Raw genomic sequence first — 23,152 nt, 5'->3', positions numbered from 1 at the left:
AGCTATACACCAACGCCCGCCACCGGCTGAAACCGGTAGCGGGCGTTGAATACATGTAAAGACTGTCTTCTAGATGCGTACCATCCAGTTGTGCTCATCGGCGGCCTCGCCGGTACGGATAGCTTGCAGCGCGGCCGAAGCCCGCTTGGAGAAGGCATCGGTTCCGGCTACAGGCAGGTCGAAATCCGTGCCTTCGTAGCCAATGGTAGCAATGGGCGCGATGGTAGCGGCCGTGCCCACACCGAAGGCTTCCTGCAAAGTGCCGGCGCGCTGGGCTTCCAGGAGTTCGAAAATGGAGACTTTCCGCTCTTCCACGGGCATGCCCCAGTCGCGGGCCAGCTGCAGAATGCTGCGGCGCGTGATGCCGTCTAGAATCGATGTGCTAAGCGCCGGAGTAACCAAGCGGCCGTCGATGATGAAGATGGCGTTCATCGTGCCCGATTCTTCCACGTACTGGTGCTCGGAGGCATCCGTCCAGATAAGTTGGTTGTAGCCCTCCTGCTGGGCCAGCCGGGTGGGATACATAGCAGCGCCGTAGTTGCCGGCATTCTTGGCGAAGCCGGCGCCGCCTTCGGCCGAGCGCACGTACTTCTGCTCGAAGCGCACCCGTAGCGGCTTGTTGTAGTACAAGCCTACCGGACAGGTGAAGATGACGAAGCGGTAGGTATCGGAAGGACGCACGCCGATGAAGCCGTCGGTGGCAAACATGAACGGTCGGATGTAGAGGGCGCTGCCGGGGGCATCGGGCACCCAATCGGCGTCGAGGCGAATGAGCTGGGCCAGGCCCTGCATGAATAGCTCCTCGGGCACGGCTGGCATGCACATCCGCTCGGCGGAGGCATTCAGGCGCTGCAGGTTGTCGAGCGGGCGGAACAGGGCAATGTCGCCCTGCGCGTTCTTGTAGGCTTTCATGCCCTCAAAAATGGCCTGCCCGTAGTGCAGGGCCGACGTAGCGGGGCTAACCGACATTTCGCCGTAGGGCAAAATCTGAGGCTCCTGCCACTGCCCGTCACTGTAGTCAACCACAAACATGTGGTCGGCGAAGATTTTACCGAACTCAATGTGCTCAGGGTCGAGCTGCGACAGGCGGGAAGCCGTGGTGCGCTGCGTCTGAATCGTCAGGGTGTCGAGCATAGAAACAGGAAGTAAGCAGGAAAAAGGGGGGTGGGGGTAGGGAAGGAACGGATTTAATGGCGCGGCTTCCAGGTAACCTCGTCGGTACCCAGCTCCACAGCCATTAGTCTACTCAGCACAAACAGAAAATCAGACAGGCGGTTCAAATATACCGGTACCAGTTCGGCTACCGGGGCGTCATCGGCCAGGGCTACCACCAGCCGCTCGGCCCGCCGACAAACGCAGCGCGCCACGTGAGCAAAGGAAACGGACTGATGCCCGCCCGGCAAAATAAACTCGCGCAGCTCGGGCAGCAGCTCATTCATCTGGTCCATCTGCTGCTCCAGCAGCACCACATCCTCGGCGTGCAGATCGGGCAGCTTCATGCGCGACTTTTCGGGGTCGGCGGCCAGGGTAGAGCCGATGGTGAACAGACGGTCCTGGATTTCCTTGAGCAGGTCGCGTCGGGCAGCGTTGACAGGCTGGTCGCGCACGAGGCCCACGTAGGAGTTCAGCTCATCCACGGTGCCGTAGCACTCAATGCGCAGGCTGGCTTTGGAAACGCGGGTTCCGCCAATAAGCGAGGTAAGGCCTTTGTCGCCGGTTTTGGTGTAAATCTTCATAAAAGGAAACCCGGGAAACAAACAAGCCTTGGGCTGACGACATCAGCACCGGCAGGCTACCGTTCCGTGGCCGACAGATGGTGGGTGGTAATGTTCTGGTTGAGCAAATCGGACTCAATGCGTCCGTCGCGCAGGCGCACGATGCGGTGTGCGAAGTTGGCAATATCTTCTTCGTGCGTCACCATGATGATGGTGTTGCCTTTGGCGTACAGGGCCTCAAACAAATCCATGATTTCGTGGCTGGTTTTGGAGTCGAGGGCGCCGGTGGGCTCATCGGCCAGCAGCACGCTGGGGTCGTTGACGAGGGCGCGGGCAATGGCCACGCGCTGGCGCTGGCCGCCCGACAGCTCGTTGGGCCGGTGCTTGGCGCGGGTATCGAGGCCCACGCTGCGCAGAGCCAGCATGGCTTTTTCTTCGCGGTCGGCTTTGTTGTAGCCCGCGTAAATCAGCGGCAAAGCCACATTGTCGAGGGAAGTGGCGCGGGGCAGCAGGTTGAAGCTCTGGAAGATAAAGCCGATTTCCTTGTTGCGCACGTCCGCCAGCTGGTTGTCGGTCATGCGGCTCACGTCCTTGCCATTGAGCACGTACTGGCCGCTGCTGGGCGTATCCAGGCAGCCCACAATGTTCATGAGCGTGGATTTGCCCGAGCCCGACGGCCCCATAAAGGCCACGTACTCGCCCCGCTGAATGCTGATGGAAACGTCCTGCAGGGCGTGAATTCGTTCGGTGCCCATCTGGTACACCTTCGAAATATCCGTGGTTTCAATAACAAGAGGGGACATGGTCGGAGAGGTTAGTTCCAGGATGGGGTAAGGGGAGCAGAGGGGCGGGTAACACCGGGCTGACTTTGAAAGGTAGCGTATTCCGCCGGCGAAAGCAACGTGCGCAGCTTGCGCAGGGGTTCTGTGGCGTAGTCGGGCAACCCAGCCGCTACGGCCGCCAGGATGTAAGCTTTCAGCAAAGGAACGGATTCAGGATTATATTCTATGCCCCGCAGCAGCACCTGGTACGCCGCCAGCAACTGCCGCCGCTGCTGGTAGAACCGCCCCGCCGCCAGCAACGCTTCCTCCACGTACGGCGCCTCTTGCGCCACTTGTTGGTAAAGCTTATCGGCCTGGGCGGGCGTGGCAGCCGTAAGGGCGCGGAAGTAGATGGCATATCCCTTATCGAGCCCCTGAAAATAAGCCTGAGTTAGCAGCTGGCGTAGCGCGGTAAGGTTCTGCTGTTGAGCCAGCGTGCGGCCACGTACCACATTCCAGGCTGAGCCCTCAGCCGTGCGGGTATCTACGGGTGGAGCGAAGGTGGCCGTGAGGCTGGCCGCTTCGGCTGGCTGCTGCTGAGTGAGAGCCGCAGTGGCCTGCGCCCGGGCCGCCAGCCGCCGCAACGTCGGTTGCCGCACGGCAGTGGCAATAGCCACCCGCTCCACTGCTGATAAGGCTGCGCCGCGCAGCACCAGATAATCGACCTTGCTGGAATCCGGGGCCAGCAGTACCGAGCCGGGCGTGTGTCGCAAGGTTGCGAGTAGCCGCCGCGCGGCCTGGGCCTGGGCTGGTTCGGCAATGGCGCGGGCCGCCGTGTGCCGGGCCGAGTCCAGCTGGCCGGCCAGCGCCAGCGCGTAGGCCCGAGGTAATAGCGCCGACGTAGCCTGTGGTCCCTGGGCTTCACTCAGGCGCGCCACGGCGGTGGGAGCGGCCCCCTGTTCCAGCAGCCAAAGGCCCTGCAGCTGCTGGTAATACGCGGCGCTGGCGCTCTGGGCCGAGGCCAGCGGCGCCAGTGTATTCTGAGCCGAAGCCGGCCGGCCCCCATACTGCTGGGTGAGAGCCAGCAAAAACTGCAGCTGCTCCGCGTACGGGTCATTGCTCAGGTACTGCGGAAGTCGGCGCAGGGTAGGCAGCAACGTCGTGTCCTGCTGCCGCACCCGGCCCAGCGCCGCATGATAGAGCAGGGCAAAGGACGCGGGAGTAAGCACGGTGTCGGTGGGAACGGAGGCCGCTTGAGGCTGCGGCAGACGCTGGTGCAGGGCTACCAGGTGCCGGTTGCTTTGCAGGGCGTTGGAGCCCGTTCCCGCGCCCTGCTCGTACTTCTGGGCCTCCACCCATTGCTCCTGCTGCATCAGAAAAGCCAGCTGGTTGCTGTGTAGCGCCGCGTTGCTGGGGTCGGCGGCCAGGGCGCGCTGCTGGTAGTAGACAACGGAGTCGGTGAGGGAGGAGCGGGTGTAGAACTGAGCCAGCTCACTGGCCAGGGCAGCGCTGCCGGGGGTAGCGCGCAAGCCTGCCCACAGTGTGCGTTGCCGCTCAAAGAAGTCGGCCGGGTCGTTGAACAGGGAAGCCAGCCGCAGGGAAATCTTTTCCGAAGGAGCCCGGCTCAGGGCGCGGCGCAGCGCATTGATTTCGTTCTGGCGCTGCGTACGGGCGCGGTACAGCTCCGCCCGGCCCAGGCTGGCTTTGTGGTTGAAGCGGTCCATCCAGTCACTCTCGGCGTAGTACCGCTCGGCCAGCAGCGCCAGCGACTCGTCGTCGGGCTGCAACTCGCTCTGCCAGCGCGTGAGGTCGCCCAGCTGGTTGTAGTAGCCGGCCTGGGTCTGGTAGTACAGGTCAAGCTTATGGCGCAGCACAATGGCTATGAGCACCCCGATGCCCACCACGTATACCGCGTAGAATGGCAGCCGACGGGGCTCAAATACCACCCGGTACACCCGCAGCTTCTGGCGAATGAGGGGCGCGAAATTCAGCAGCACGTAAAGCAGGAACGCCGCCCCCAGCACCAGAAACGCGGTAGCGGTAAAGTAGCGGCCGGCTTCCATCAGCGGGTCGTTCTGCACGGCAAACGCATAAGCCAGCGTAGCGCCCGCATAGGTAGTCAACGCACCAAACAGATAGGGCGCCGCCGAAGCTGGTACCCAACCCGCCAGCGTAGGCTGCCGACGGGCTAGTCCCAGCGCCCCCATTACGGTAGCCAGCAGCAAAAGCAGGTAAGGGTCGAGGCGTAGGCCGGGCAGCAGCTGCACGTCGCCATTGGTGAAGTAGTAGAGCAGGAGCATGACCAGGTACAGCCCGCTGGCCAGCACAAACGGCCACAGCCCGAAGCGGCTTTGCTGGTTTTCGGCCTGGGTGTTCAGCCACAGCAGCAGGCGGATATTCTCGAAGCCCACCCAGAGTACCAGCAACCCTATGGCTACGCTGCCGCTTTGCGTGGCATAAGCTGCCAGGTGCAGAGCCGCTACCTGGGCCGGGCCGGAGCCTTTCGTGAACAAGACCGTGCCCAGCCCGCCAATCAGCAGCACAAACCACAGCAGCCGGCGCCCCACCGGAACCTGTGGCCAGAGCGCGTGGAAGGCGTAGGCCGAGCCTACCAGCAAAGCCAGCGCGAGGAGCAGAAAGTACTGCTTGGTATCAGTGAAAACGCCCAGCGCATCCAGGTTGAGCGACATCAGCAGGAAAATTACTGCCGACATAGCTATGGCAAAGCTCAGGCTCGGCAGCGTGCTCAGGAAGGCCAGCGCGTACGCTAAACAAACACCCAGCACGAGCACCAGCCCCAGCGCGGCCGCCGGCCGGATGAGGGGCCCGGCTACCGTAAAGTTTTCCGTGACGACGTAGCCATTCACCTGCACCGGCAGGCGGGCCGTGCCCACGGCCACCTGCGCCAGCTCCAGCGGAACCGGCGTCAGCTGGGCGGCCGTCTGCAGGGGCTGGGTGGCCTCGGGACCGACCACATATTGCCAGCCGGCCGCCAGCACCACGAGCAGGGCTAGCAGCCCCAGCAAAACCAGCGTCAGGGGCCGGCGGCGCTGGTTGGCAGCAGGAAGCAGGGGAGGAAGCAAGCTACTCCAGTACTTTCGGTACGCGGAAATAGTCGGAGTCCTTGCGCGGAGCGTTGCTCAGGCCCTCGGCGTGGCTCACGGTGTTGCGGGCCTCATCGGGGCGCAGCACGTTGATTTCGTGCGAGAGGTGCACGAGTGGCTCCACGTCGGTGGTGTCGAGCTGGCGGAGCTGGTCTACCCAATCCAGAATTTTATTCAGGTCGCCGAGCATTTGCTGCTCTTTGGCCGGGTCAAACTCAAGGCGGGCCAGGTGCGCCAGCTGGCGAAGGGTGGTCAGATCAGTACTCAAAACAGAAAAACGAATAGGATGAAAACGAAGAAAAACGGCTCTACGCCACTGGCTGTTCGGCTGAAGGGGCTGCCGGCTTAGCCCAGGGCCAGAACGACGGCGCCGGAATACCAGCCGCCTCGGGCAAAAAACCGCTGGAAATAGCCTCGTAGGCCTGTTGCCGAAGCCGGGGCGCATCGGCTTGGGAGAGGCCCTGGGTGGGAATGGGTTCGTGAAAGGTAATCTGCAAGGGCGAGTAGCGCACCCGCAGCGTGCCTTCCACATCGGGCATGAAGCGGTGGTTGAGCGGCATAGTGATGGGCACGATGGGCACCCCGGCCGCAATAGCCAGCTGGAAGGCCCCGTCCTTGAACGGCATCATTTCCTCGCCGGGCTTGCTGGAGATAGTGCCCTCCGGGAAAATAACCACCGAGCGGCCCTTCTCCAGGCTCTGGCGGGCCAGCACCATGGAGCGCCCGCGGCTCACGGCGCTGTTGCGGTTTACGGTGATGTAGGTGCGCCCGAAGATAGGCCCCCACACCGGCACTTCGGCCAGGGCACTTTTGCCGATGATGTTCAGGAAGCCCGGAATAGCCTTGAAGAGCAGCAGGATATCAACGTAGGAGCTATGGTTGGCCACGTACACGCAGGGCGGGTCGGAGGGGCGCGGCTGCCGGCCCAGGATGCGCACCGGTACGCCCCACATACGGATGGAGAAAATAGACCAGCGGCGGTTGATGCCGTGCAGGTAGCGGTGCCGTAGGGGCTTTTTGCTTAGCAGCAGCTGGGCCGGATACGTGACGGCAAAAGGCAGCACAAACCAGAACGTGCTCCAGCTGGTGTACAGGCGGTGTGCGATATAGCGAAGCGCGTGACGCATAGCAGCAAAGGTAACAGGTGCCGGGGGAATGCGGAATAACGAGCTGCCCGGATGAAGAATAGCGGAAGATACCCCGGCTATCAGAACTAATTACACTATGGCTGCGCACCGCGCTGCTGCAGGTAGCGCTCCGCCTTCAGCAGGCCCGCCACGCTGATGGCATCGGTGATGCGGTTGGCCATGGCCATGTCCACGGCTTCGGCCAGCGGCAGCTTCCAGAGGTGCAGCTGCTCGGTTTCCTCGTGCTCGGTGGGCCCGGGCGTGAGGTCTTCGGCCAGAAATACGAAGCCTTCTTCGTCCGTCACGGAGTTGGAGGTGTGCAGGCGGGCAATGTTGGTCCAGCGCGCAGCCAGCAGCCCGGTTTCTTCCCGCAGCTCCCGCTGGGCCGATTCCAGGATGTCCAGCTCCACCGGGCCGCCGCCCATCGGAATTTCCCAGCTGTACTCACTCAGGGGGTAGCGGTACTGGCCCACCAGCCAGGTGTTGCCTTCCGCATCCACGGGCACGATACCCAGCGCCTTGTTCTTCATGGAAACCACCCCGTAGATGCCAGGGTTGCCGGCGGGGTTTATGACCTGGTCTTCGCGCACCCGAATCCAGGGGTTCTGATACTTGATTTCGGAGCCCAGCACCTGCCAGGGGTTATGGGTTTCGTCGGGAGCAGGGTAAGCAGACATAGCTGGAAAACGGAAGGAGAAAGAGCTTAGGCAACCCGGCCGCCGTGCTGGGAGGCGTCGGTAGCCACCGCAAGTATAGCGTATCCGGCCGGATCAGGCCCTGCTCAACCCAGCTGCCAGCCGGGCCGTATCCTAGCAGACCGGCCGTTCACCTCCCGGCCGCTTTTGTGTAGTTTATGGCTAATCAACCAAACAAATCGGCTGCCCCGGAAGCCGGCGACCCGCTCTTCAATCTGAAACACGCGCAGGCCGAAAGTGAGCTGGCGCAGAAAACCGGCGGCCTGGGCCCGGTCACCAACGAATACGTGAGCACCGACGAAGATGAAGCCCTCGACGAAGGCCCCCGCGACAAGCAGGGCCACCGCCGCGGCGAGTCGGGCTCCGAAGACACCGGCAGCACGGCCGGCCGCCACTAAGTAAGCCACACAGTTCCTGAGTCCAGCCGCCCTGCGGCCCAAGAAGGCCTCTCCGGGCGCAGTAGCTGCCGGGGAGGCCTTTTTGGTGGGTAAATGGTCAGTAGCGCGAACTATGTAGCTCGTGCCCCCGCGCCGGTAGCGCCGGTCCGTTCCGGGACGCTGTACAGGCCCCAGTATCTCCCTCGAACTACCTCGAAAACCGCACACTCTCCGCGCGGGCGGCTCGCAACCGGGTTGCAGGCGGCTCCCGGCTTCCGGTGTACTTTTGCGGGCGTGATACTGCTTTCTTCTTTTTCCGGCCAGCCCCTGGAAGCGGGCCTCGACGAAGCCGGGCGGGGCTGCCTGGCTGGGCCCGTGTTTGCCGCCGCCGTGGTGCTGCCCCCCGATTTTACGTGCGACCACCTGAACGACTCCAAGCAAATGACGGCCCGCCGCCGCGACAGGGCCCGGGAGCAGATTTGCCGGGAGGCCGTAGCCTGGGCCGTGGCCGAAGCTTCGCTGGAAGAAATTGCCAGCCTCAACATTGCCCAGGCCAGCTACCTGGCCATGCACCGCGCCGTGGATGCGCTGGGCGTACGGCCAACGCACCTGATTGTGGATGGCAACCGCTTCCGGCCGCACGCCACCGTGCCGCACACCTGCCACATCGGTGGCGACGCCCGCTTCCAGAGTATTGCCGCCGCCTCCGTACTGGCCAAAACCTTCCGCGACGACCGGATGCACGAGCTGGCTGCCGCCTACCCACAGTATCACTGGGAGCAGAATGCCGGCTACCCCACCGCGCAGCACCGCGCTGCTATCCGGGAACACGGCCCTACCGCGCACCACCGCCTGGGTTTCCGGCTGCTGTAATACTAACTGATCAGTTGCTAGGCGTCAATTAATTGGGGATAGTATTCCGCCATTCCGAGCGCAGCCGAGGAATCTTGCGTGCTGATAGTTGAAAAGTAATTCAACGCTGGTACACAAGATTCCTCGGCTGCGCTCAGAATGACGGGCTTTTAGCCCTCGGTAACTTAGTTCTTCTCCTTCAGCTGAAGCAAATCCAGGAACAGGCTGAACCCGTCGACAGTGGAGCCGCCTTCTCCGAACTTGTCGAAGCTCAGGGGCTTGATGATGTAGCCGCTCACGGCCAGGTCGCGGGCTTTCAGCCGGTCGGTTTCCAGGTCGGACGTGGTCATGATAAACACATTCAGGCCCACGAACTCGGCATCGGAGCGCAGGGCTTCCAGCAGCTCCAGGCCATTCATGCGGGGCATGTTGATGTCGAGCATCACCACACTGGGCTTGGCAATGGGCTCCTGGCCGTTTTCGCCGCGCAGCAGCTGTAAGGCTTCGCGGCCGTTGCGGGCCACGTGCAGGGGCACTTCAATATTGTGCTTGCGTAGCTCGCGCTGCACATTCATGATATCCATCTGGTCGTCTTCAACGAGCAGGATACTGGGTTCAGAGGCAGAGTCAGACATACGGAAAACGGCTAAAGCAGCGCGTTAAAGTGAGGAGGGAATACGGCCTATACGGCTAGCGTGCGGTTTCGGCCACGGCCGAAAGGCTGGCTGGCTGGTCGCCGGGGCGCAACTCTTTGACTTTGGGCCAGGTGAAAATAAAGCGGGCCCCCTTGCCCTCCGCCGATTCGACGAGAATAGTGCCGCCCTGCCGCTCGATAATCTTCTTTACAATAGCCAGCCCCACGCCGGTGCTTTCCAGCGTGTCGCGCTCCGTCAGGGTCTGGAAAATCACGAAAATCCGCTCGTGATACTCTGGCGCAATGCCGGGGCCGTTGTCGGCAATGGTGAAGGTATAGTGGGCGCGGTGCTCGGTGCAGTTGATGCGTACCCAGCCTTTGGCGGGCTGGTGGTGGTATTTCACGGCGTTGCTGAGCAGGTTGCTGAACACCTGCTGCAGCTCCACCCGGGAAGTGAACAGCGTGGGCAGGTAGGAAGGCAGCTCAATACGGAAGCCTGCGGGCAGGCTTAGCATATCTATGGTTTCGGTGAGCAGCTCGCGCACGTTCACCCGCTCGTTCACGTGGCGCATCCGGCCCACCCGGGCCAGGTCCAGTATACCGGTAATAAGGTTTTCCATGCGGTGCACGCGGGTGCGCATCAGCTGCAGAAACTCCCGGATGTGCTCGGGCAACTGCTGGCCCATGTCTTCCTCGATCCAGCGCGAAGCACTTTCAATGCCCCGCAGCGGCGCTTTCAGGTCGTGCGACACCACATAGGCAAACTGGTCGAGCTCCTGGTTGCGGTTTTCCAGCTGCGTCACGGTGGTGTCAATGGTGTTCGACATCACATTCAGCGAGGTAGCCAGCTCGCTCAGCTCGTCGTGTGCTGTGTCGTCGATGCGGGTTTTGTAGTCGCCGCCGGCCAGGCGCGTGGCCAGCGACACCATGGTGCTGATGCGGCGGGCAAACAGGCGCGTCACGTAGTAGGCCCACAGCAAACCCAATATCACAGCCAGCAGGGTGATGACGATGGACAGCACCCGCGTTTCCCGGATGCTGTCGGCCAGCTTGGCACGCAGCTCGTCGCGGTCGGCCAACTCGGCCCGGTCGAAGTTGCGGAACATCGTGCGGATTTCATCGGTCAGCTCCTTGCCCGACAGGCTTTCCATTAAAGCCCGGTGCTCCATGCCATCGAGGCCGGTTTGGTTGGGTAGGCGCCGGCTGGCTTCCCGCTTTTCGGTAATGAGCAGGTGCGAGTACGACGACCACTGCTGGTACAAGCGGTGCATGCGCTGGAGGCGAGCATACTGTCGGCCCTGCGGGTTCAGGGTGTTTTTGAGGTGGGCAAAGCCCGAAAGCAGCTCCCGCTCGCCCTGGTAGTAAGGCACCAGCAAGGCTTCGTTGCCGATTAGCAGATAACCCCGGAACCCCGATTCCATGTCGATGATATTGCGCAGCAGCGAGGTGGCATCGGAGGTGACGCGCTGGGAGCGGGTAACGCGCTCCAGGTTGCGCAGCACCTTGCGGGAGAGCTGGTAGTTAACGGCTACTACGGCCGTAAACAGCAGGAAAATGGCCAGAAAGCCGGCAAATACTTTGGTTGCGAGGGTTGCCTTCATGCAGTTGAAAACCAGGGAACGGCCCACCCGCCACATCAGGCACGGAGCTTAGGCGCCGTTACGCAGCTTTTGCTCCATAGTTTGCAGCAGCAGGGTAATATGATCGGCCAGGCGCTGCAAAGCCGGAAAACCCGCCAGGGCTTCTTCGCGCTGCCCCCGCAAGTGCTGATCCATGAGCTGGTTGGCTTGCTGATGAATAAGCCGGTGCAGGCGGTCCAGCTCCTGGGTTTCGGGCAGGCGGCCATAGGCGGGCAGCGCCTTATCCCGAATCCACTGCCCGAAGCTGCACACCTCCGGGTCGCGGATGGGTCCTTCCTGCGTGCCCGAGCCGTGCAGAAAGGACCGCAGCTTGGATTTGAAGACCATATGCTTGATAAGGGCGCCTTCAAATTCCTGTTTTAGTTCGTCGAGCATAGATAACATAGTGGACAGCCAACAGCAGCTCGACCACAGCAAAGGTAGCGTTCTGCCTGGAAGGCATGGCGGGCCGGGGGTTTTGGCTAATTTCGCCGTACCGTAGCGGTTCGGGGCCGCAGTCAACGCCCGCCGCCGCTTTCCCCTTATTCACCTCAACCACCCGCTTGCTCATGGCCGAAGACCTCAAAACCGTTGTTCTCAACGACGTGCACCAGCAGCTGGGCGCCAAAATGGTGCCCTTCGCCGGCTACAATATGCCCGTGCGTTACTCCTCCGACCTCGACGAGCACCACACTGTGCGCCGGGCCGTGGGTATTTTCGACGTGTCGCATATGGGCGAGTTCCGGGTGCGGGGCCCGCAGGCGTTGCCCCTCATCCAGCGCGTAACCAGCAACGACGCCAGCAAGCTGCAGGACGGCAAAGCCCAGTACAGCTGCCTGCCCAACGAGCAGGGCGGCATCGTAGACGATTTGCTGGTGTACAAAATGGCCGATGAGGACTACATGCTCGTGGTCAATGCCTCCAACATCGAGAAAGACTGGAACTGGATTCAGCAGTACAACCAGGAGTTCGGGGCCGATATGGAAAACGTTTCCGACCAGCTCAGCCTCTTTGCCGTGCAGGGCCCCAAAGCTGCTGACGCGCTCCAGCCCCTTACCGATGTGGATCTGAAGAGCATTCCGTACTACTCCTTTGTGCAGGGCACCTTTGCCGGGCACGAGGGCGTCATCATCTCGGCCACGGGCTACACCGGCGCGGGCGGGTTCGAGCTGTACATTCCCAATGAAGCGGCTGCCGACATCTGGAACAAGATTCTGGAAGCTGGCCAGCCCTACGGTCTCAAGCCTATTGGTCTGGGAGCCCGCGACACGCTGCGCCTGGAAATGGGCTTCTGCCTCTACGGCAACGACATCGACGATACCACCTCGCCGCTGGAAGGCGGCCTGGGCTGGATTACCAAGTTCACCAAGGACTTCACCAACTCGGCCGCGCTTAAGCAGCAAAAAGAGCAGGGCGTACAGCGCAAGCTAGTAGGCTTCCTGATGGACGGCCCTGGCATCCCGCGGGCGCACTACGACCTGGTAAACGAAGCCGGCGAGAAAATTGGCGAAGTAACTAGCGGCACCCAGTCTCCGAGTCTAAGCAAAGGTATTGGCCTGGGCTACGTGCAAACCGCGCTGAGTGCGCCCGGCAGCAAAATCTTCGTGCAGGTGCGCGGTAAAAACCTGCCGGCCACCGTTACCAAGCTGCCCTTCGTGCCCGGCACGGAAGCATAGCCTACCGAACGTCATTCCGAGCGAAGCCGAGGAATCTTGCGTGCTAATGGTAGAGGAGTAATCCACTGTCAGCACGCAAGATTCCTCGGCTTCGCTCGGAATGACGGACTGGTTTTTTCGTTTTTAAGCTTCCTATTCATGCCCTCCGTCGACATCTGTTTTTCGCCTGAATTGCTGCCGCTGTATAAGCTTGAGGGCCGTGTGGCCGTGGTGGTGGATATTCTGCGGGCCACGTCCAGCATCGTTACGGCGCTGGCCAGTGGAGTCACGCACGTGTTTCCGGTGGCCGAGCTGGCCGAGTGTCAGGCCCTGGGCCGGCAGCACGGCTGCCTCACGGCCGGGGAGCGAGACGGCCGCCCCGCCGCCGGCTTCGACCTGGGCAACTCGCCCTTCGGCTACCTTGATGGGGAACTGCCGGTGCGGGGGCGGGCTCTGGCTATCAGCACCACCAACGGCACGCACGCGTTACGCCGCTCCCTGGCCGCCGACGCCGTGGTGGTGGGCGCTTTTCTGAACCTGGAAGCCGTAGCCGCCTTTGCTGAAACCCAGCAAAAGGACGTGCTGGTGGTGTGCGCCGGCTGGAAAGGCCAGTTTTGCCTGGAGGATACCGTGTTTGGCGGGGCTCTGGCTTCCCGACTGGCCCAGCGCGGCTTCGACGTGGCCGGCTCCGATGCTACCCTGGCCGCCTTGCACCTGTGGCAGCAGGCCCAGCCCGATCTGCACGCCTACCTGTTGCAGTCCTCGCACGTGCGGCGCCTCAACTCGCTCGAAGCCAACAAGGACTTCGACTTTTGCCTGCGCATAGATGAGTACCGGAGCGTCCTGCCGATCTGGCAGGAAGACCGGCTGGTAGCGAGGTAAGAGGAATGATGAGTTGTCATTGCGTGAACCCCGTCTCGCAATGGTAACTCATCATTCCTCGCTCTTCTTCCTCAATTTTTCATTGTCCTGGTGGCGGGTGGCGTCGCGCTGGGTTTTCTTTTCCAGGTTACGCTGCAGGGCTTCGGTGAGGTTGATGCCGGTCTGGTTGGCCAAGCAAATCACCACGAACAGCACGTCGGCCAGCTCATCGGCCAGTACTTTGTCGCGGTCGGAGGGCTTAAAGGACTGCTCACCGTACTGGCGGGCAATAATGCGGGCTACCTCACCAACCTCCTCCGTGAGCATGGCTAGGTTGGTCAGCTCGTTGAAATACCGCACGCCCGTGGTCTGGATCCACTGGTCAACGGTCTGCTGGGCTTCTTCAATGGTCATATGCGCTAAAAAGGTGAATTTGTGAAATGGTGAGTTGACGTTCGGCCGCCGCAAAACTGCGCAAATAGTGCCACCTGAACGTAAAACTCACTTTTCACCCTTTCACCTCCGGCGAATCCAGTACAATCGTAACCGGGCCGTCGTTGAGCAGCTCCACTTGCATATCGGCGCCAAACTCGCCCGTGGGCACGGGCTGGCTTAGCAGCACCTCCAGCTGGCCCACAAACTCCTGGTACAGCGGAATGGCCACGGCCGGCGGCGCGGCGCCCGTGTAGCTGGGACGGTTGCCTTTGCGCGCATCGGCCAGCAGCGTAAACTGGCTTACCACCAGCACCTGCCCGCCCACGTCCTGCACCGAGCGGTTCATTTTGCCCGCCTCGTCCGAAAAGATGCGCAGCTGCACCAGCTTGCGCGCTATCCAGTCGAGCGTCTGGGTGGTATCGTCGGGAGCAAAGCCGGCCAGCACCAGCAGGCCCGGGCCAATCTGGCCGGTCACGCGGCCCGCCACCGTCACCCGGGCGTGGCGCACCCGCTGAATAACTGCTCGCATCAGGAAAGGAAAAAAGGACAGGAAAAAGGCCATCCGGTAGCGGAATGGCCTTTTTGGTTTGTAAAAAACGGGAGGTATTACCGTGGCAGTGACGTGGTTGGCAGCTGGTTCACATCCAGCAGCGGCAGGTTTGCGCGGTAGTAGCTGTTGATCTGGCGAAGAAACTCATTGGCCACCAATCCGTTGCCGCGGGGCGTGAGCGAGTACAGATCCAGGGAGAAGAAGTTGCCCCGGATAGGGTCGCCGGAGTACTCCACGCCATTGATGTTGACGCCGCCCTGCACTCCACCCGTACCGCTCACGTTCAGAAACAGCTGGTTGATATCGACCAGGGCAATCTTGTACTTACCCTGAACGGGGTCAGTCAGCGTCTTCAGGGTAGCGTTGAACTGCTTGATAAACGGCGTCACGCGGCCGACCTCTGTGGCATCCAGCACCTCTGCGCGGGCCAGGGGTACGCGTGGGTCCAGCCCGTAGCGTAGGGTTTCCACGCTGCCATCAGCATTGGTGAAAGATACCTCTTTTCCTACGGCCGATAGCGCAGCCGGCAGCACTATGTCACTGTTGTCGATGGGGCGGGCTTCGTTGGTGAGCGAGGATACGATGTACAGCACTGCCTGGGCATTGCCAGAAGAAGCCCGGACGCTCTCCAGCACCCGCTGGCCGGTTCCCAGCTGGAAATATGGCAGCGCGCCCAGTTCCGGCAGGGTAGCAATAGCCCCAGGCCGGTTGTTGGCCGTGAGGGCATCCAGCAATACCGTGAGGTTGCTCAGAATCAGGTTATTGCTTGTGCTGGTGGGGCGCTGAATGCACTCGCCTCCCTTTAGCGCGTACGGCAGCAGGTCTTCCAGGCCCACCATAGCGGTGAAGAAGGTGGCTTTGTTTTCACTTACAGCCTGAATGTAGGGCCGGGAGTCGTTGGCTGGTAGCAGGCGCTCGAAGTAGCTGTTGAAAGGGGAGCCGGCCGCCGCATTGGCTTCCAGGCCTAGTCCGGGAGTGGTAAGCTGGGTGAGGCGGAAACCGGGAATGGCCAGATTGTTGGGCAGGTCAACGCCCGCAGCGCGGCTATATACATACGTCGTATCCGTAGTGCCGCAGCTGTTCTGAGCCGTGTACTTGGCCCGAATAGTGGTGCGGGCCGCGGGTACCCGCTCCGTAACGGGCAGGCCATTGACCCCTATTTCCTTTAGCTTCAGGTACCCGGTGCCCGCTTCGCCCGTTACCAGGGGCTGCGCGAAGGCAATACCAGGCTGGGCCAGCGAAAACTGAACGGCCAGCAGATTAGGATAGGAGTATAGCTGACTTTGGGTGGTGAGGCCGCCATTGCTGAAGCCGGCCGAATAAGCGTCGCCCACGGCTACGTAGCGCGTCAGGTTCAGCTGGGCCGCGCTGGGGGTGGGCTCGGTCTGGTCGGGCACGCAGGCGTTCAGGCCAAGTGCGGGCAACAGCCACAAGCGCGAAAAACGAGAAGGAAATAGCTTCACAGACAGAAAAGTTGAAGCCGCCTGCTAGGCAGGAGCCAGTAACCGGGTGAGTTAGAATGAATAAGACAGCCCTACTGCCGCCGTGTGCACAAACGTGCGGTACGTGCCGGCAATGTTGGAAACCTGATCCTGCGACTGATTGGCGCGGGCCTTGCGGTTGGACAATGCCCCAAACTGGTAGGCCAGGTCCAGGTTCAACTTGTCGGCCATGGCGAAGGAGACGCCCAGCGAAGCGGCCAGCTTGTTGCCGTCCGGCAGATCGGGCGCCACGTACTCGTCGCGCACCGGGCTTTCGTCGTAGAGTACGCCCAGGCGGAGGGCAGTTTTAGCGTCGAGCTGATACTCCCCCCCGATTTTGAAGGCCATAGCATCCTCGTAGCGGCGGGGCTGCGAAGACCGGGCGGCCTGGTTGTTGGCAAAGCGGAACGTGGCCGAGTCTGTCTTGGTCCAGTTGGTAAGCGTGAAATCAAACAGCACGTTCAGCTTGGGCGTAATCTGGTTGGCCAGGCCCACCGACAGCGTGCCGGGCAGGTAAATGTCCGTGGCTACGTTCTGGCTGTTGGTAAATCGGCTGGCATCGGCGGCGGGCACGTTGCGGAACGTGGCCGTGCCATCCGTCACTTTCAGCCGCACACCCGAGCGGTAGCTGATACCGAACGACAAATCCTCGGAAGAGCGCCCGTACAGGCCCACGTTGAAGCCCGCGCCATTGGCGCTGCCCTCGTACTCCGCATCGGCGTCGAAGGCATCGTACTGGCCCAGGGCGCGCAGCTGCCGCACGCTGCCGTGGGTGAGCATGGCGCCCGCACCCACGCTGAAGTTTTCGCTGATAGCTACTGCCACCGTAGGCTGCACCTGCACCGTGTACAGGCTCGACTCCTGCACCACGCTTCGGCCTTCCCAGCTGGTAGGCCACTTGGTAGTGTAGCCGAAAGGCGTAGTCACGCTCAGCCCACCCGTAATGCCCTTGCCAAAGTAGTGCGACGCGAACAGGTAGCCCGAGGCCACAGGCGTGAGGTCCTGGTAGGTTTTGCGCTGGGTGTCGGTGGAAAGAAACGAGGTGCGCCGGGCCAGGGCCATACCGCCCACGCTGATGCGCGTAAGCGAGTCGCGCATGCCCAGGGCGCCGGGGTTGTAGTAAGCGGCGGCCGGGTGGTAGGCCAGGGCTGTAGCAGCCCCGCCCAAGCCCAGGATGCGGGCTCCCTGCGGCCCGGTTTCAAAGCCCCCGGCCACAGCGGCCGGAGCAAGCAAGCAAAAGAAAGCGGAAATGTAAGGAAGCCTCATGCAGACGGGTTTGCGGACAATAGCACAAAGGTAAGAGATTGTGCTGTGTCATTCTCCCGGAAAAGCTTACAACTGTTGACTTTCTGCCCGGCACGCCGCTAGCGCATAATGCGCAGGCTGTCGAGGTAGTGCTGGTAGCGGCGGGCGTTGCGCTTGTGCTCGGCAAATGTTTCGGCAAAATCAGAAAAACCGCTGCCATCGGGCCGCGCGCAGAAGAAAAGGTACTGGTGCGCGGCGGGCTGCAGCACGGCGTCCAGGCTCTGGCGGTTGGCCGAGGTGATAGGGCCGGGCGGCAGGCCTTTGTGCTTGTAGGTATTGTAGGGCGAGTCCACCAGCTTGTCCTTGTTGAGCACGCGCTTCACCCCAAAGTTGCCAATGGCCCACAGCAGCGTAGGGTCGGCCTGCAGGCGCATGCCCCGGCGCAGGCGGTTGAGGTACACGCCGGCAATAACGGGCTTGTCTTCCTTTTTGGCCGTTTCGCGCTGCACAATGCTGGCCAGTACGTGCACCTCAGTGGGCGAGAGGCGCAAAGAATCGGCCTGCTGGCGGCGCCGCAAAGTCCAGAACCGGCCGTGCATGGCCGCCGCCGAGTCCAGCAGCACCGGCGCGGGCGTATTCCAGAGCAGGCGGTAGGTGCCGGGCAGAAACAGCGTGAGGACGGTAGTGGTATCCAGCTTGTAGCGCCGCTGCAGGTAGTCGTTCTGGTTCAGGAGGCGCCGGAGGCTGCCGGAATCAACTTCCAGCTGCCGGGTTAGCTGCCGGGCTAGTTGGGGCTTGTATTTGAAAGCGTTTAGTCCGAATACCACCGTATCCTGCCGGCCCTGCGTCAGCATTTCCAGCAGCCCTTGATTGTTGAGCGTAGGGGCCAGCAGGTAGCGGCCTGGCCGCACGCGCGCGTCATATCCCTGCCAGCGGGCCAGCCACGCAAAAGTGCGCGGGTCGCGCAGCAGCTCCTGGCTCCGCAGTGTGTCGAGCACTGCCTGAAACGAGCTGCCCGTGCGGATGTACAGGTATGCCGGGCCTTCCGGCGAGGCCGCCACGTTGGGTTGCCACCGCACAACCCAGGCGACGTAGCCTCCTGCCAGCAGCAACAGGCTCAGCAGCCCCAAACTTATCCAGCCTATCAGCCGTGTGCGGCTGGCAATGTCTCTACCCACGAAAAAGCAATTAGCCCAACCATTGGCCAAAGATAGGCAGCTGGCTGGGCTAAGCGGGCAGCGCGGGCGGGTTAGCCGGCGTTTACCAGGTTGGATATGGCATCACGGAGTTCCTGTTGCCGGGCGCGCCGCTCAATTTCCACCGGGGGAGCCGAGCGCACCTCGCAGTCCGGAATCTGGCACCGCTCACAGGTTTCGTTTACGCGCTTCTGCGGAATGGCCGGATCATCCACAAAGCGCACTTTGTGGCGCAGTGTATCGTCGCAGAGCAAGCCCACCGTTACGCTCACGGCCGGCTCCACCACGCTGCCCGCCCGCGCCAACGACAAGCATAGGTATTCGTCGCCGTTGGGGTATAAAGAGCGTTGGGCGCCGATGCTGAAGGCCGGGGCCTGGCGCAGGGCCTGCTGGCGGCTTTCGTGAATCAGGCGCAACGAAATCCAGCGGCGACAGTAGTGCTCGTGCAGCTCGTTGCCGTGCGGGTTGTGCAGGCGCGAGAGGTGCAGCTCCTTGGTCAGCAGGTAGCCGGTGTTGGCCTTGGCCTGGTCAAAGCGCAGGAAAAACAAGCTCTGCAGCCCGAAATGGCGGGGCAACAGGTTGGTGAGGCGCTGCATGAACATTTCCGGCGACACCCCATACTTTGTGAGCAGATCCAGCAGGCTGTTGGGGTCCCAGTGCGTGGCGCCAAAGAACTGCTGCAGGTCGCGCACGAGGTTGTCTTCCTCCATCAGCAGGGCACCGGCAAAGTAGGAAGCCTTGAAATTGTTGAGGACTTCGTCGAAAGAGCGCACCGAGAAGTTTGCATTCACGTAGGGCCGCTCCTTCATACCCAGGTAGTTGAAGGCTATTTCCCGAGCCAGTACGAAGGATTCCTGGGCGCGCGTGAGGCCGGGCCGCAACAGCAGGCGCTTGAGCTTGGGCTGATACACGGAACGTAGACGTCCCAGCGAGTCGTAGTCGCCCAGCGTAATGCGGTCCACGGTGTAGCCGTACTCTTCCATGAGCACCTTCTCCAGCTGGGCCGTATCGAAGGGCGGGGAGGTCGTGAGCCCGCGCTCCACGCAGAAGGTATGCACGTCCTGCTCCAGCTCCTCGAAGTAGTTGTCGTGCATTTCCTGATAGGAGCGCAGGGCGGCCAGAAAGAAATTTTCCTGCCTCAACTCGTAGTTGCGCCCTATTTCGAAGAGCGTGCTGATGAAGGCATTCATCTTGGCCGGCGCGTCGGCAATCAGCTCCACGATGCGGATGGGCTCCAGCCCGAACATCTCCAGCGGAAACTCCTTGAGCACATCCGACTGTAGCAGCTGCGAAATCGGCTCCAGGCGGCGGCTGAGTGTGAGCGAGGTAAGCTGGTCGTAGGATACGCCCAGTACTTTGCTCATACTCAAAATCTTATCGGCCTTAGGGTATTTTTTGCCCTTCTCGATTTCGTTAAGGTAAGACACCGAAACGTCGCAGGCGCGGGCCAGTTCGGCGGGCGTGAAGCCGCGCTCCTGGCGCAGCTCGCGCAGCTTCAAACCGAAAATTAAGCGAACAACTTGTCCGTGACTGAGCATAGCAAGGGGAAAGTGAGGCAGCCGCCTCAACGCAGTAACACTGCAAGAAAAGTGAATTTTTCGGGACTGAGGCCCACAAATTCTTTCGCAAAAATATGATTTCTTTGCGATTATACTCTTTTAGCGAATTTTCGCTTGTTTAATAAAATTCGCTAAAGTAAGTTTGACTTATTGCTTCTTCCACCAATTCAACCGATTACCTATGGCTACCTTTCCTCACCTGCTGCCGGCCGTGGCTCTTCCAACTTACCGCACTCCCGAACGCGTCAAGGTGCTGGGTGCGTATTCAGCAGAGTTTGCCGAAATTCTTACGCCCTCGGCCCTGGCTTTCGTGGCCGAGCTGCATAGGCGCTTCGATGCCACGCGCCGACACCTGCTGGCCCGTCGGGAGGAGCGGCAGCTCGATTTTGCGGCCGGTAAGCTCCCTGACTTTCTGCCTGAAACGCGTCTTATCCGGGAAAAGGCCTGGGAAGTAACCCCCGTACCCGCCGACCTGCAGGACCGGCGTGTGGAAATCACCGGCCCCGTCGAGCGCAAAATGATTATCAACGCACTGAATTCCGGGGCCAAGGTATTTATGGCCGATTTCGAGGATTCTAATTCGCCTACCTGGCAAAACGTGGTAGAAGGCCAGCGCAACCTCCGCGACGCCGTGCGCAGGACCATTTCCTTGAGCACACCCACCAAGGAATACCGCCTGAATGAAAAAACGGCCACGCTGATGGTTCGTCCGCGCGGCTGGCACCTCGAGGAAAAGCACGTGCTGGTGGATGGGGAGCCAATCAGCGCCGCGCTGTTCGATTTCGGGCTGTACTTTTTTCACAATGCCCACGAACTATGTGCCCGGGGCAGTGGCCCTTACTATTACCTGCCTAAGCTGGAAAGCCACCTGGAGGCCCGGCTCTGGAACGACGTATTCGGCTTTGCGCAGTGGTCGATGAAGATGGCCAAGTGCACCATTAAGGCTACCGTCCTGATTGAAACCCTGCCGGCAGCCTTTGAGCTCAACGAAATCCTGTACGAGCTGCGCGAGCATAGTGCTGGGCTTAACTGCGGCCGCTGGGACTATATCTTCAGCTACATCAAGCGCCTGGGCTGCCGGCCCGAGTTTCGCCTGCCCAACCGCGCTGAGGTGACGATGGCCGTGCCCTTTATGGCCGCCTACTCACAGCTGGTAGTGCAGACGTGCCACCGCCGGGGCATACACGCCATTGGGGGCATGGCTGCGCAGATTCCCATCAAAAACAATCCCGAGGCCAACGAAGCAGCGCTGGAGAAAGTGCGCCAGGACAAAGTGCGAGAGGCCCGCAATGGCCACGATGGTACCTGGGTGGCCCACCCCGGCCTTGTACCGGTAGCCCTGAGCGTATTCGACGAGCTGATGCCCGGCCCCAACCAGATCAGCAACAAGCGCGAGGATGTGCATGTGTCGGCCGCCGAGTTGCTGCAGGCGCCCGTCGGTACCATCACCGAGGAAGGCCTGAAGCTCAACATCGACGTGGCCGTGCAGTACATAGAATCCTGGCTGGGCGGCAACGGCTGCGTGCCGATTTATAACCTGATGGAGGACGCCGCCACGGCCGAAATTAGTCGGGCGCAGGTGTGGCAATGGATCCATACCCCTGCCACCACCCTGGCCGACGGCCGCCCCGTGACGTTGGAGCTGTACCGCTCCCTGATGCCCGGGCAGCTGAACAAGATCCGCCAGCTGGTAGGAGAGGAGCGGTACGCCGCCGGCCGCTACCTGGAGGCTGCCCGCCTGTTCGACCGGCTGGTGTGCTCTGCGGAGTTCACGGAGTTTCTTACCGTGCCCGCCTACGAGCAGCTGGCGTAACCAGCGTCGGCGAGGGCCAGGCCGGTAGCGCGCTTCCGTTTTCATTTTTATCGATTGCAAAAACAGCTGCTGGTAAGTGGCCGGGCCAAGCTTTGCCCTTTTCAACCGCTTCTTCAACCCAATCTTTTCACCTCAACCCAACCCGCACTATGAATACGCAGGAACGCATTGCCGCCATCCGCCACGACTGGGCTGCCAACCCCCGCTGGCAGGGAATTGAGCGGCCGTATACCGCCGAGGATGTACTGAAGCTGCGCGGCTCGGTGCAGATAGAGTACTCGCTGGCCCGGCAGGGGGCCGAGCGGCTCTGGCATCTGCTGCACTCCGAGAAATACGTAGCTGGGCTGGGGGCGCTTACCGGCAACCAGGCCGTGCAGGAAGTACAGGCTGGTTTGAACGCCATTTACCTGAGTGGCTGGCAGGTGGCGGCCGATGCCAACGGTGCCGGCCAGATGTACCCCGACCAAAGCCTGTACCCCGCCGACAGCGTGCCCAACGTGGTGCGCCGCATCAACAACGCCCTGCTGCGTGCCGACCAGATTCAGAGCGTGTCGGGCGAGGGCAGCGTGCACTGGATGGTGCCCATTGTGGCTGATGCGGAGGCTGGGTTTGGGGGCAACCTGAATGCCTTTGAGCTGATGAAGATGATGATTGAGGCCGGCGCGGCCGGGGTGCACTTCGAAGACCAGCTTTCTTCGGCCAAGAAATGCGGGCACCTGGGCGGCAAAGTACTGGTACCCACGCAGGAGGCCATCAACAAGCTGGTAGCGGCCCGCCTGGCCGCCGATGTGCTGGGCGTCCCCACGCTGGTGGTGGCCCGCACCGACGCCGATGCCGCCGACCTGCTCACCGCCGACGTGGACACGCGCGACCAGCCGTTTATTCTGCAGGAAGCCGAGCGCACTTCGGAAGGCTTTTTCCGGGTACGCTGCGGCGTGGAAGCCGGTATTGCCCGCGGTCTAGCCTACGCCCCCTACGCCGACCTGATCTGGATGGAAACCTCGCACCCTGACCTGGCGCAGGCCCGGCAGTTTGCTGAAGCCATTCATGCGCAGTTTCCAGGCAAGCTGCTGGCCTACAACTGCTCCCCGTCCTTCAACTGGGCTGCCAGACTGAGCCGCCGGGAAATGGAAACCTACCGCGAGGAGCTGGCTGCGTTGGGCTATAAGTTTCAGTTTATTACCCTGGCTGGCTTTCACGCGCTCAACACCAGCATGTTCGAGCTGGCTACCGCTTACCGCGACCGGGGTATGGCCGGCTACTCGGAACTGCAGGAGCGGGAGTTTGCCCTCCAAAAGCAAGGCTTCAAAGCTGTGAAGCACCAGGCCTTTGTGGGCACTGGCTACTTCGACGCCGTGCAGAACATTGTCACCAGCAACCTCACCAGCACCGCCGCCCTGGTTGGCAGCACTGAGGAAGCGCAATTCTGAACCACGGATTCGCGCGGATTAGTCGGGTTACACGGATTTTGTA

Annotated in this window: 22 protein-coding genes; 6 read left to right on the top strand and 16 right to left on the bottom strand. The window is 61.6% G+C overall.

Annotation, left to right across the window (positions count from 1 at the left end):
- Positions 1-69 precede the first annotated feature (69 nt).
- From I5L79_RS03570 to I5L79_RS03540, 7 genes are all read right to left on the bottom strand, one after another.
- A complete protein-coding gene (locus tag I5L79_RS03570; protein ID WP_196953665.1) occupies positions 70-1,134 on the bottom strand; it encodes a branched-chain amino acid aminotransferase in 1,065 nt (354 codons plus the stop codon).
- 53 nt (positions 1,135-1,187) lie between these two features.
- Positions 1,188-1,736, bottom strand: coding sequence for a cob(I)yrinic acid a,c-diamide adenosyltransferase (locus I5L79_RS03565; RefSeq protein ID WP_196953664.1), 549 nt, complete (start codon positions 1,734-1,736; stop codon positions 1,188-1,190).
- A gap of 56 nt (positions 1,737-1,792) precedes the next feature.
- A complete protein-coding gene (locus I5L79_RS03560) occupies positions 1,793-2,518 on the bottom strand; it encodes an ABC transporter ATP-binding protein (protein ID WP_196953663.1) in 726 nt (241 codons plus the stop codon).
- Positions 2,519-2,529: 11 nt separating this feature from the next.
- On the bottom strand, positions 2,530-5,559 hold the full coding sequence (locus I5L79_RS03555) for a hypothetical protein (protein WP_196953662.1): 3,030 nt from the start codon (positions 5,557-5,559) through the stop codon (positions 2,530-2,532).
- A gap of 1 nt (position 5,560) precedes the next feature.
- Positions 5,561-5,848 carry an Asp-tRNA(Asn)/Glu-tRNA(Gln) amidotransferase subunit GatC gene (gatC, locus tag I5L79_RS03550; protein WP_196953661.1) on the bottom strand — a complete coding sequence of 96 codons (288 nt, stop codon included), beginning with the start codon at positions 5,846-5,848 and terminating at the stop codon, positions 5,561-5,563.
- 40 nt (positions 5,849-5,888) lie between these two features.
- A complete protein-coding gene (locus I5L79_RS03545) occupies positions 5,889-6,707 on the bottom strand; it encodes a lysophospholipid acyltransferase family protein (RefSeq protein ID WP_196953660.1) in 819 nt (272 codons plus the stop codon).
- Positions 6,708-6,802: 95 nt separating this feature from the next.
- Positions 6,803-7,384 (bottom strand): NUDIX domain-containing protein, encoded by a 582-nt coding sequence (locus I5L79_RS03540; protein ID WP_196953659.1) that lies wholly within the window; start codon positions 7,382-7,384, stop codon positions 6,803-6,805.
- Positions 7,385-7,560: 176 nt separating this feature from the next.
- Here I5L79_RS03540 and I5L79_RS03535 point away from each other — a divergent pair, with 176 nt between their 5' ends.
- Together I5L79_RS03535 and I5L79_RS03530 are read left to right on the top strand one after the other, a co-directional pair.
- Positions 7,561-7,800 (top strand): hypothetical protein, encoded by a 240-nt coding sequence (locus I5L79_RS03535; RefSeq protein ID WP_196953658.1) that lies wholly within the window; start codon positions 7,561-7,563, stop codon positions 7,798-7,800.
- 276 nt (positions 7,801-8,076) lie between these two features.
- Positions 8,077-8,652, top strand: a complete 576-nt coding sequence (locus tag I5L79_RS03530) for a ribonuclease HII (RefSeq protein WP_196954088.1) — start codon at positions 8,077-8,079, stop codon at positions 8,650-8,652.
- 164 nt (positions 8,653-8,816) lie between these two features.
- On the opposite strand, the gene I5L79_RS03525 is transcribed toward I5L79_RS03530, so the two are convergent.
- The 3 genes from I5L79_RS03525 to I5L79_RS03515 are packed head-to-tail and all read right to left on the bottom strand — an operon-like array spanning position 8,817 to position 11,280.
- Positions 8,817-9,266, bottom strand: a complete 450-nt coding sequence (locus I5L79_RS03525) for a response regulator (RefSeq protein ID WP_196953657.1) — start codon at positions 9,264-9,266, stop codon at positions 8,817-8,819.
- A gap of 55 nt (positions 9,267-9,321) precedes the next feature.
- Positions 9,322-10,866: a sensor histidine kinase gene (locus tag I5L79_RS03520; RefSeq protein ID WP_196953656.1), complete on the bottom strand. Its 1,545-nt coding sequence runs from the start codon at positions 10,864-10,866 to the stop codon at positions 9,322-9,324.
- 48 nt (positions 10,867-10,914) lie between these two features.
- Positions 10,915-11,280, bottom strand: coding sequence for a CZB domain-containing protein (locus tag I5L79_RS03515; RefSeq protein ID WP_196953655.1), 366 nt, complete (start codon positions 11,278-11,280; stop codon positions 10,915-10,917).
- 173 nt (positions 11,281-11,453) lie between these two features.
- On the opposite strand from I5L79_RS03515, the gene gcvT reads away from it, so the two are divergent.
- A complete protein-coding gene (gcvT, locus tag I5L79_RS03510) occupies positions 11,454-12,560 on the top strand; it encodes a glycine cleavage system aminomethyltransferase GcvT (protein WP_196953654.1) in 1,107 nt (368 codons plus the stop codon).
- A gap of 138 nt (positions 12,561-12,698) precedes the next feature.
- Positions 12,699-13,421, top strand: coding sequence for a 2-phosphosulfolactate phosphatase (locus tag I5L79_RS03505; protein WP_196953653.1), 723 nt, complete (start codon positions 12,699-12,701; stop codon positions 13,419-13,421).
- A 51-nt stretch (positions 13,422-13,472) separates the two neighbouring features.
- Here the strand turns inward: I5L79_RS03505 and I5L79_RS03500 are convergent, their stop codons facing one another.
- The 6 genes from I5L79_RS03500 to I5L79_RS03475 form a co-directional block, all read right to left on the bottom strand.
- A complete protein-coding gene (locus I5L79_RS03500) occupies positions 13,473-13,814 on the bottom strand; it encodes a nucleotide pyrophosphohydrolase (RefSeq protein WP_196953652.1) in 342 nt (113 codons plus the stop codon).
- A gap of 94 nt (positions 13,815-13,908) precedes the next feature.
- Positions 13,909-14,364 (bottom strand): D-aminoacyl-tRNA deacylase, encoded by a 456-nt coding sequence (gene dtd, locus I5L79_RS03495; protein ID WP_196953651.1) that lies wholly within the window; start codon positions 14,362-14,364, stop codon positions 13,909-13,911.
- 77 nt (positions 14,365-14,441) lie between these two features.
- Complete coding sequence (locus tag I5L79_RS03490) at positions 14,442-15,848, bottom strand: hypothetical protein (RefSeq protein ID WP_196953650.1); 1,407 nt, start codon at positions 15,846-15,848, stop codon at positions 14,442-14,444.
- A 51-nt stretch (positions 15,849-15,899) separates the two neighbouring features.
- A complete protein-coding gene (locus I5L79_RS03485) occupies positions 15,900-17,099 on the bottom strand; it encodes an OmpP1/FadL family transporter (protein ID WP_196953649.1) in 1,200 nt (399 codons plus the stop codon).
- 131 nt (positions 17,100-17,230) lie between these two features.
- Positions 17,231-18,289 (bottom strand): endolytic transglycosylase MltG, encoded by a 1,059-nt coding sequence (gene mltG / locus I5L79_RS03480; protein ID WP_196953648.1) that lies wholly within the window; start codon positions 18,287-18,289, stop codon positions 17,231-17,233.
- Between the two features lie 71 nt (positions 18,290-18,360).
- Entirely contained in the window at positions 18,361-19,845 is a 1,485-nt protein-coding gene (locus tag I5L79_RS03475; protein ID WP_196953647.1) for a helix-turn-helix domain-containing protein, read from the bottom strand.
- A gap of 202 nt (positions 19,846-20,047) precedes the next feature.
- Between I5L79_RS03475 and aceB the strand changes: the two genes are divergently transcribed.
- Positions 20,048-21,679: a malate synthase A gene (gene aceB / locus I5L79_RS03470; RefSeq protein ID WP_196953646.1), complete on the top strand. Its 1,632-nt coding sequence runs from the start codon at positions 20,048-20,050 to the stop codon at positions 21,677-21,679.
- Positions 21,680-21,828: 149 nt separating this feature from the next.
- A complete protein-coding gene (gene aceA / locus I5L79_RS03465) occupies positions 21,829-23,109 on the top strand; it encodes an isocitrate lyase (RefSeq protein WP_196953645.1) in 1,281 nt (426 codons plus the stop codon).
- The last annotated feature ends 43 nt before the right edge of the window (positions 23,110-23,152 follow it).

The sequence above is a fragment of the Hymenobacter guriensis genome (assembly GCF_015773195.1).
Taxonomy (GTDB): Bacteria; Bacteroidota; Bacteroidia; order Cytophagales; family Hymenobacteraceae; genus Hymenobacter; species Hymenobacter guriensis.
Note: the sequence above shows the minus strand (reverse complement) of the source record. Positions and strands in the feature narration are given on the sequence as shown.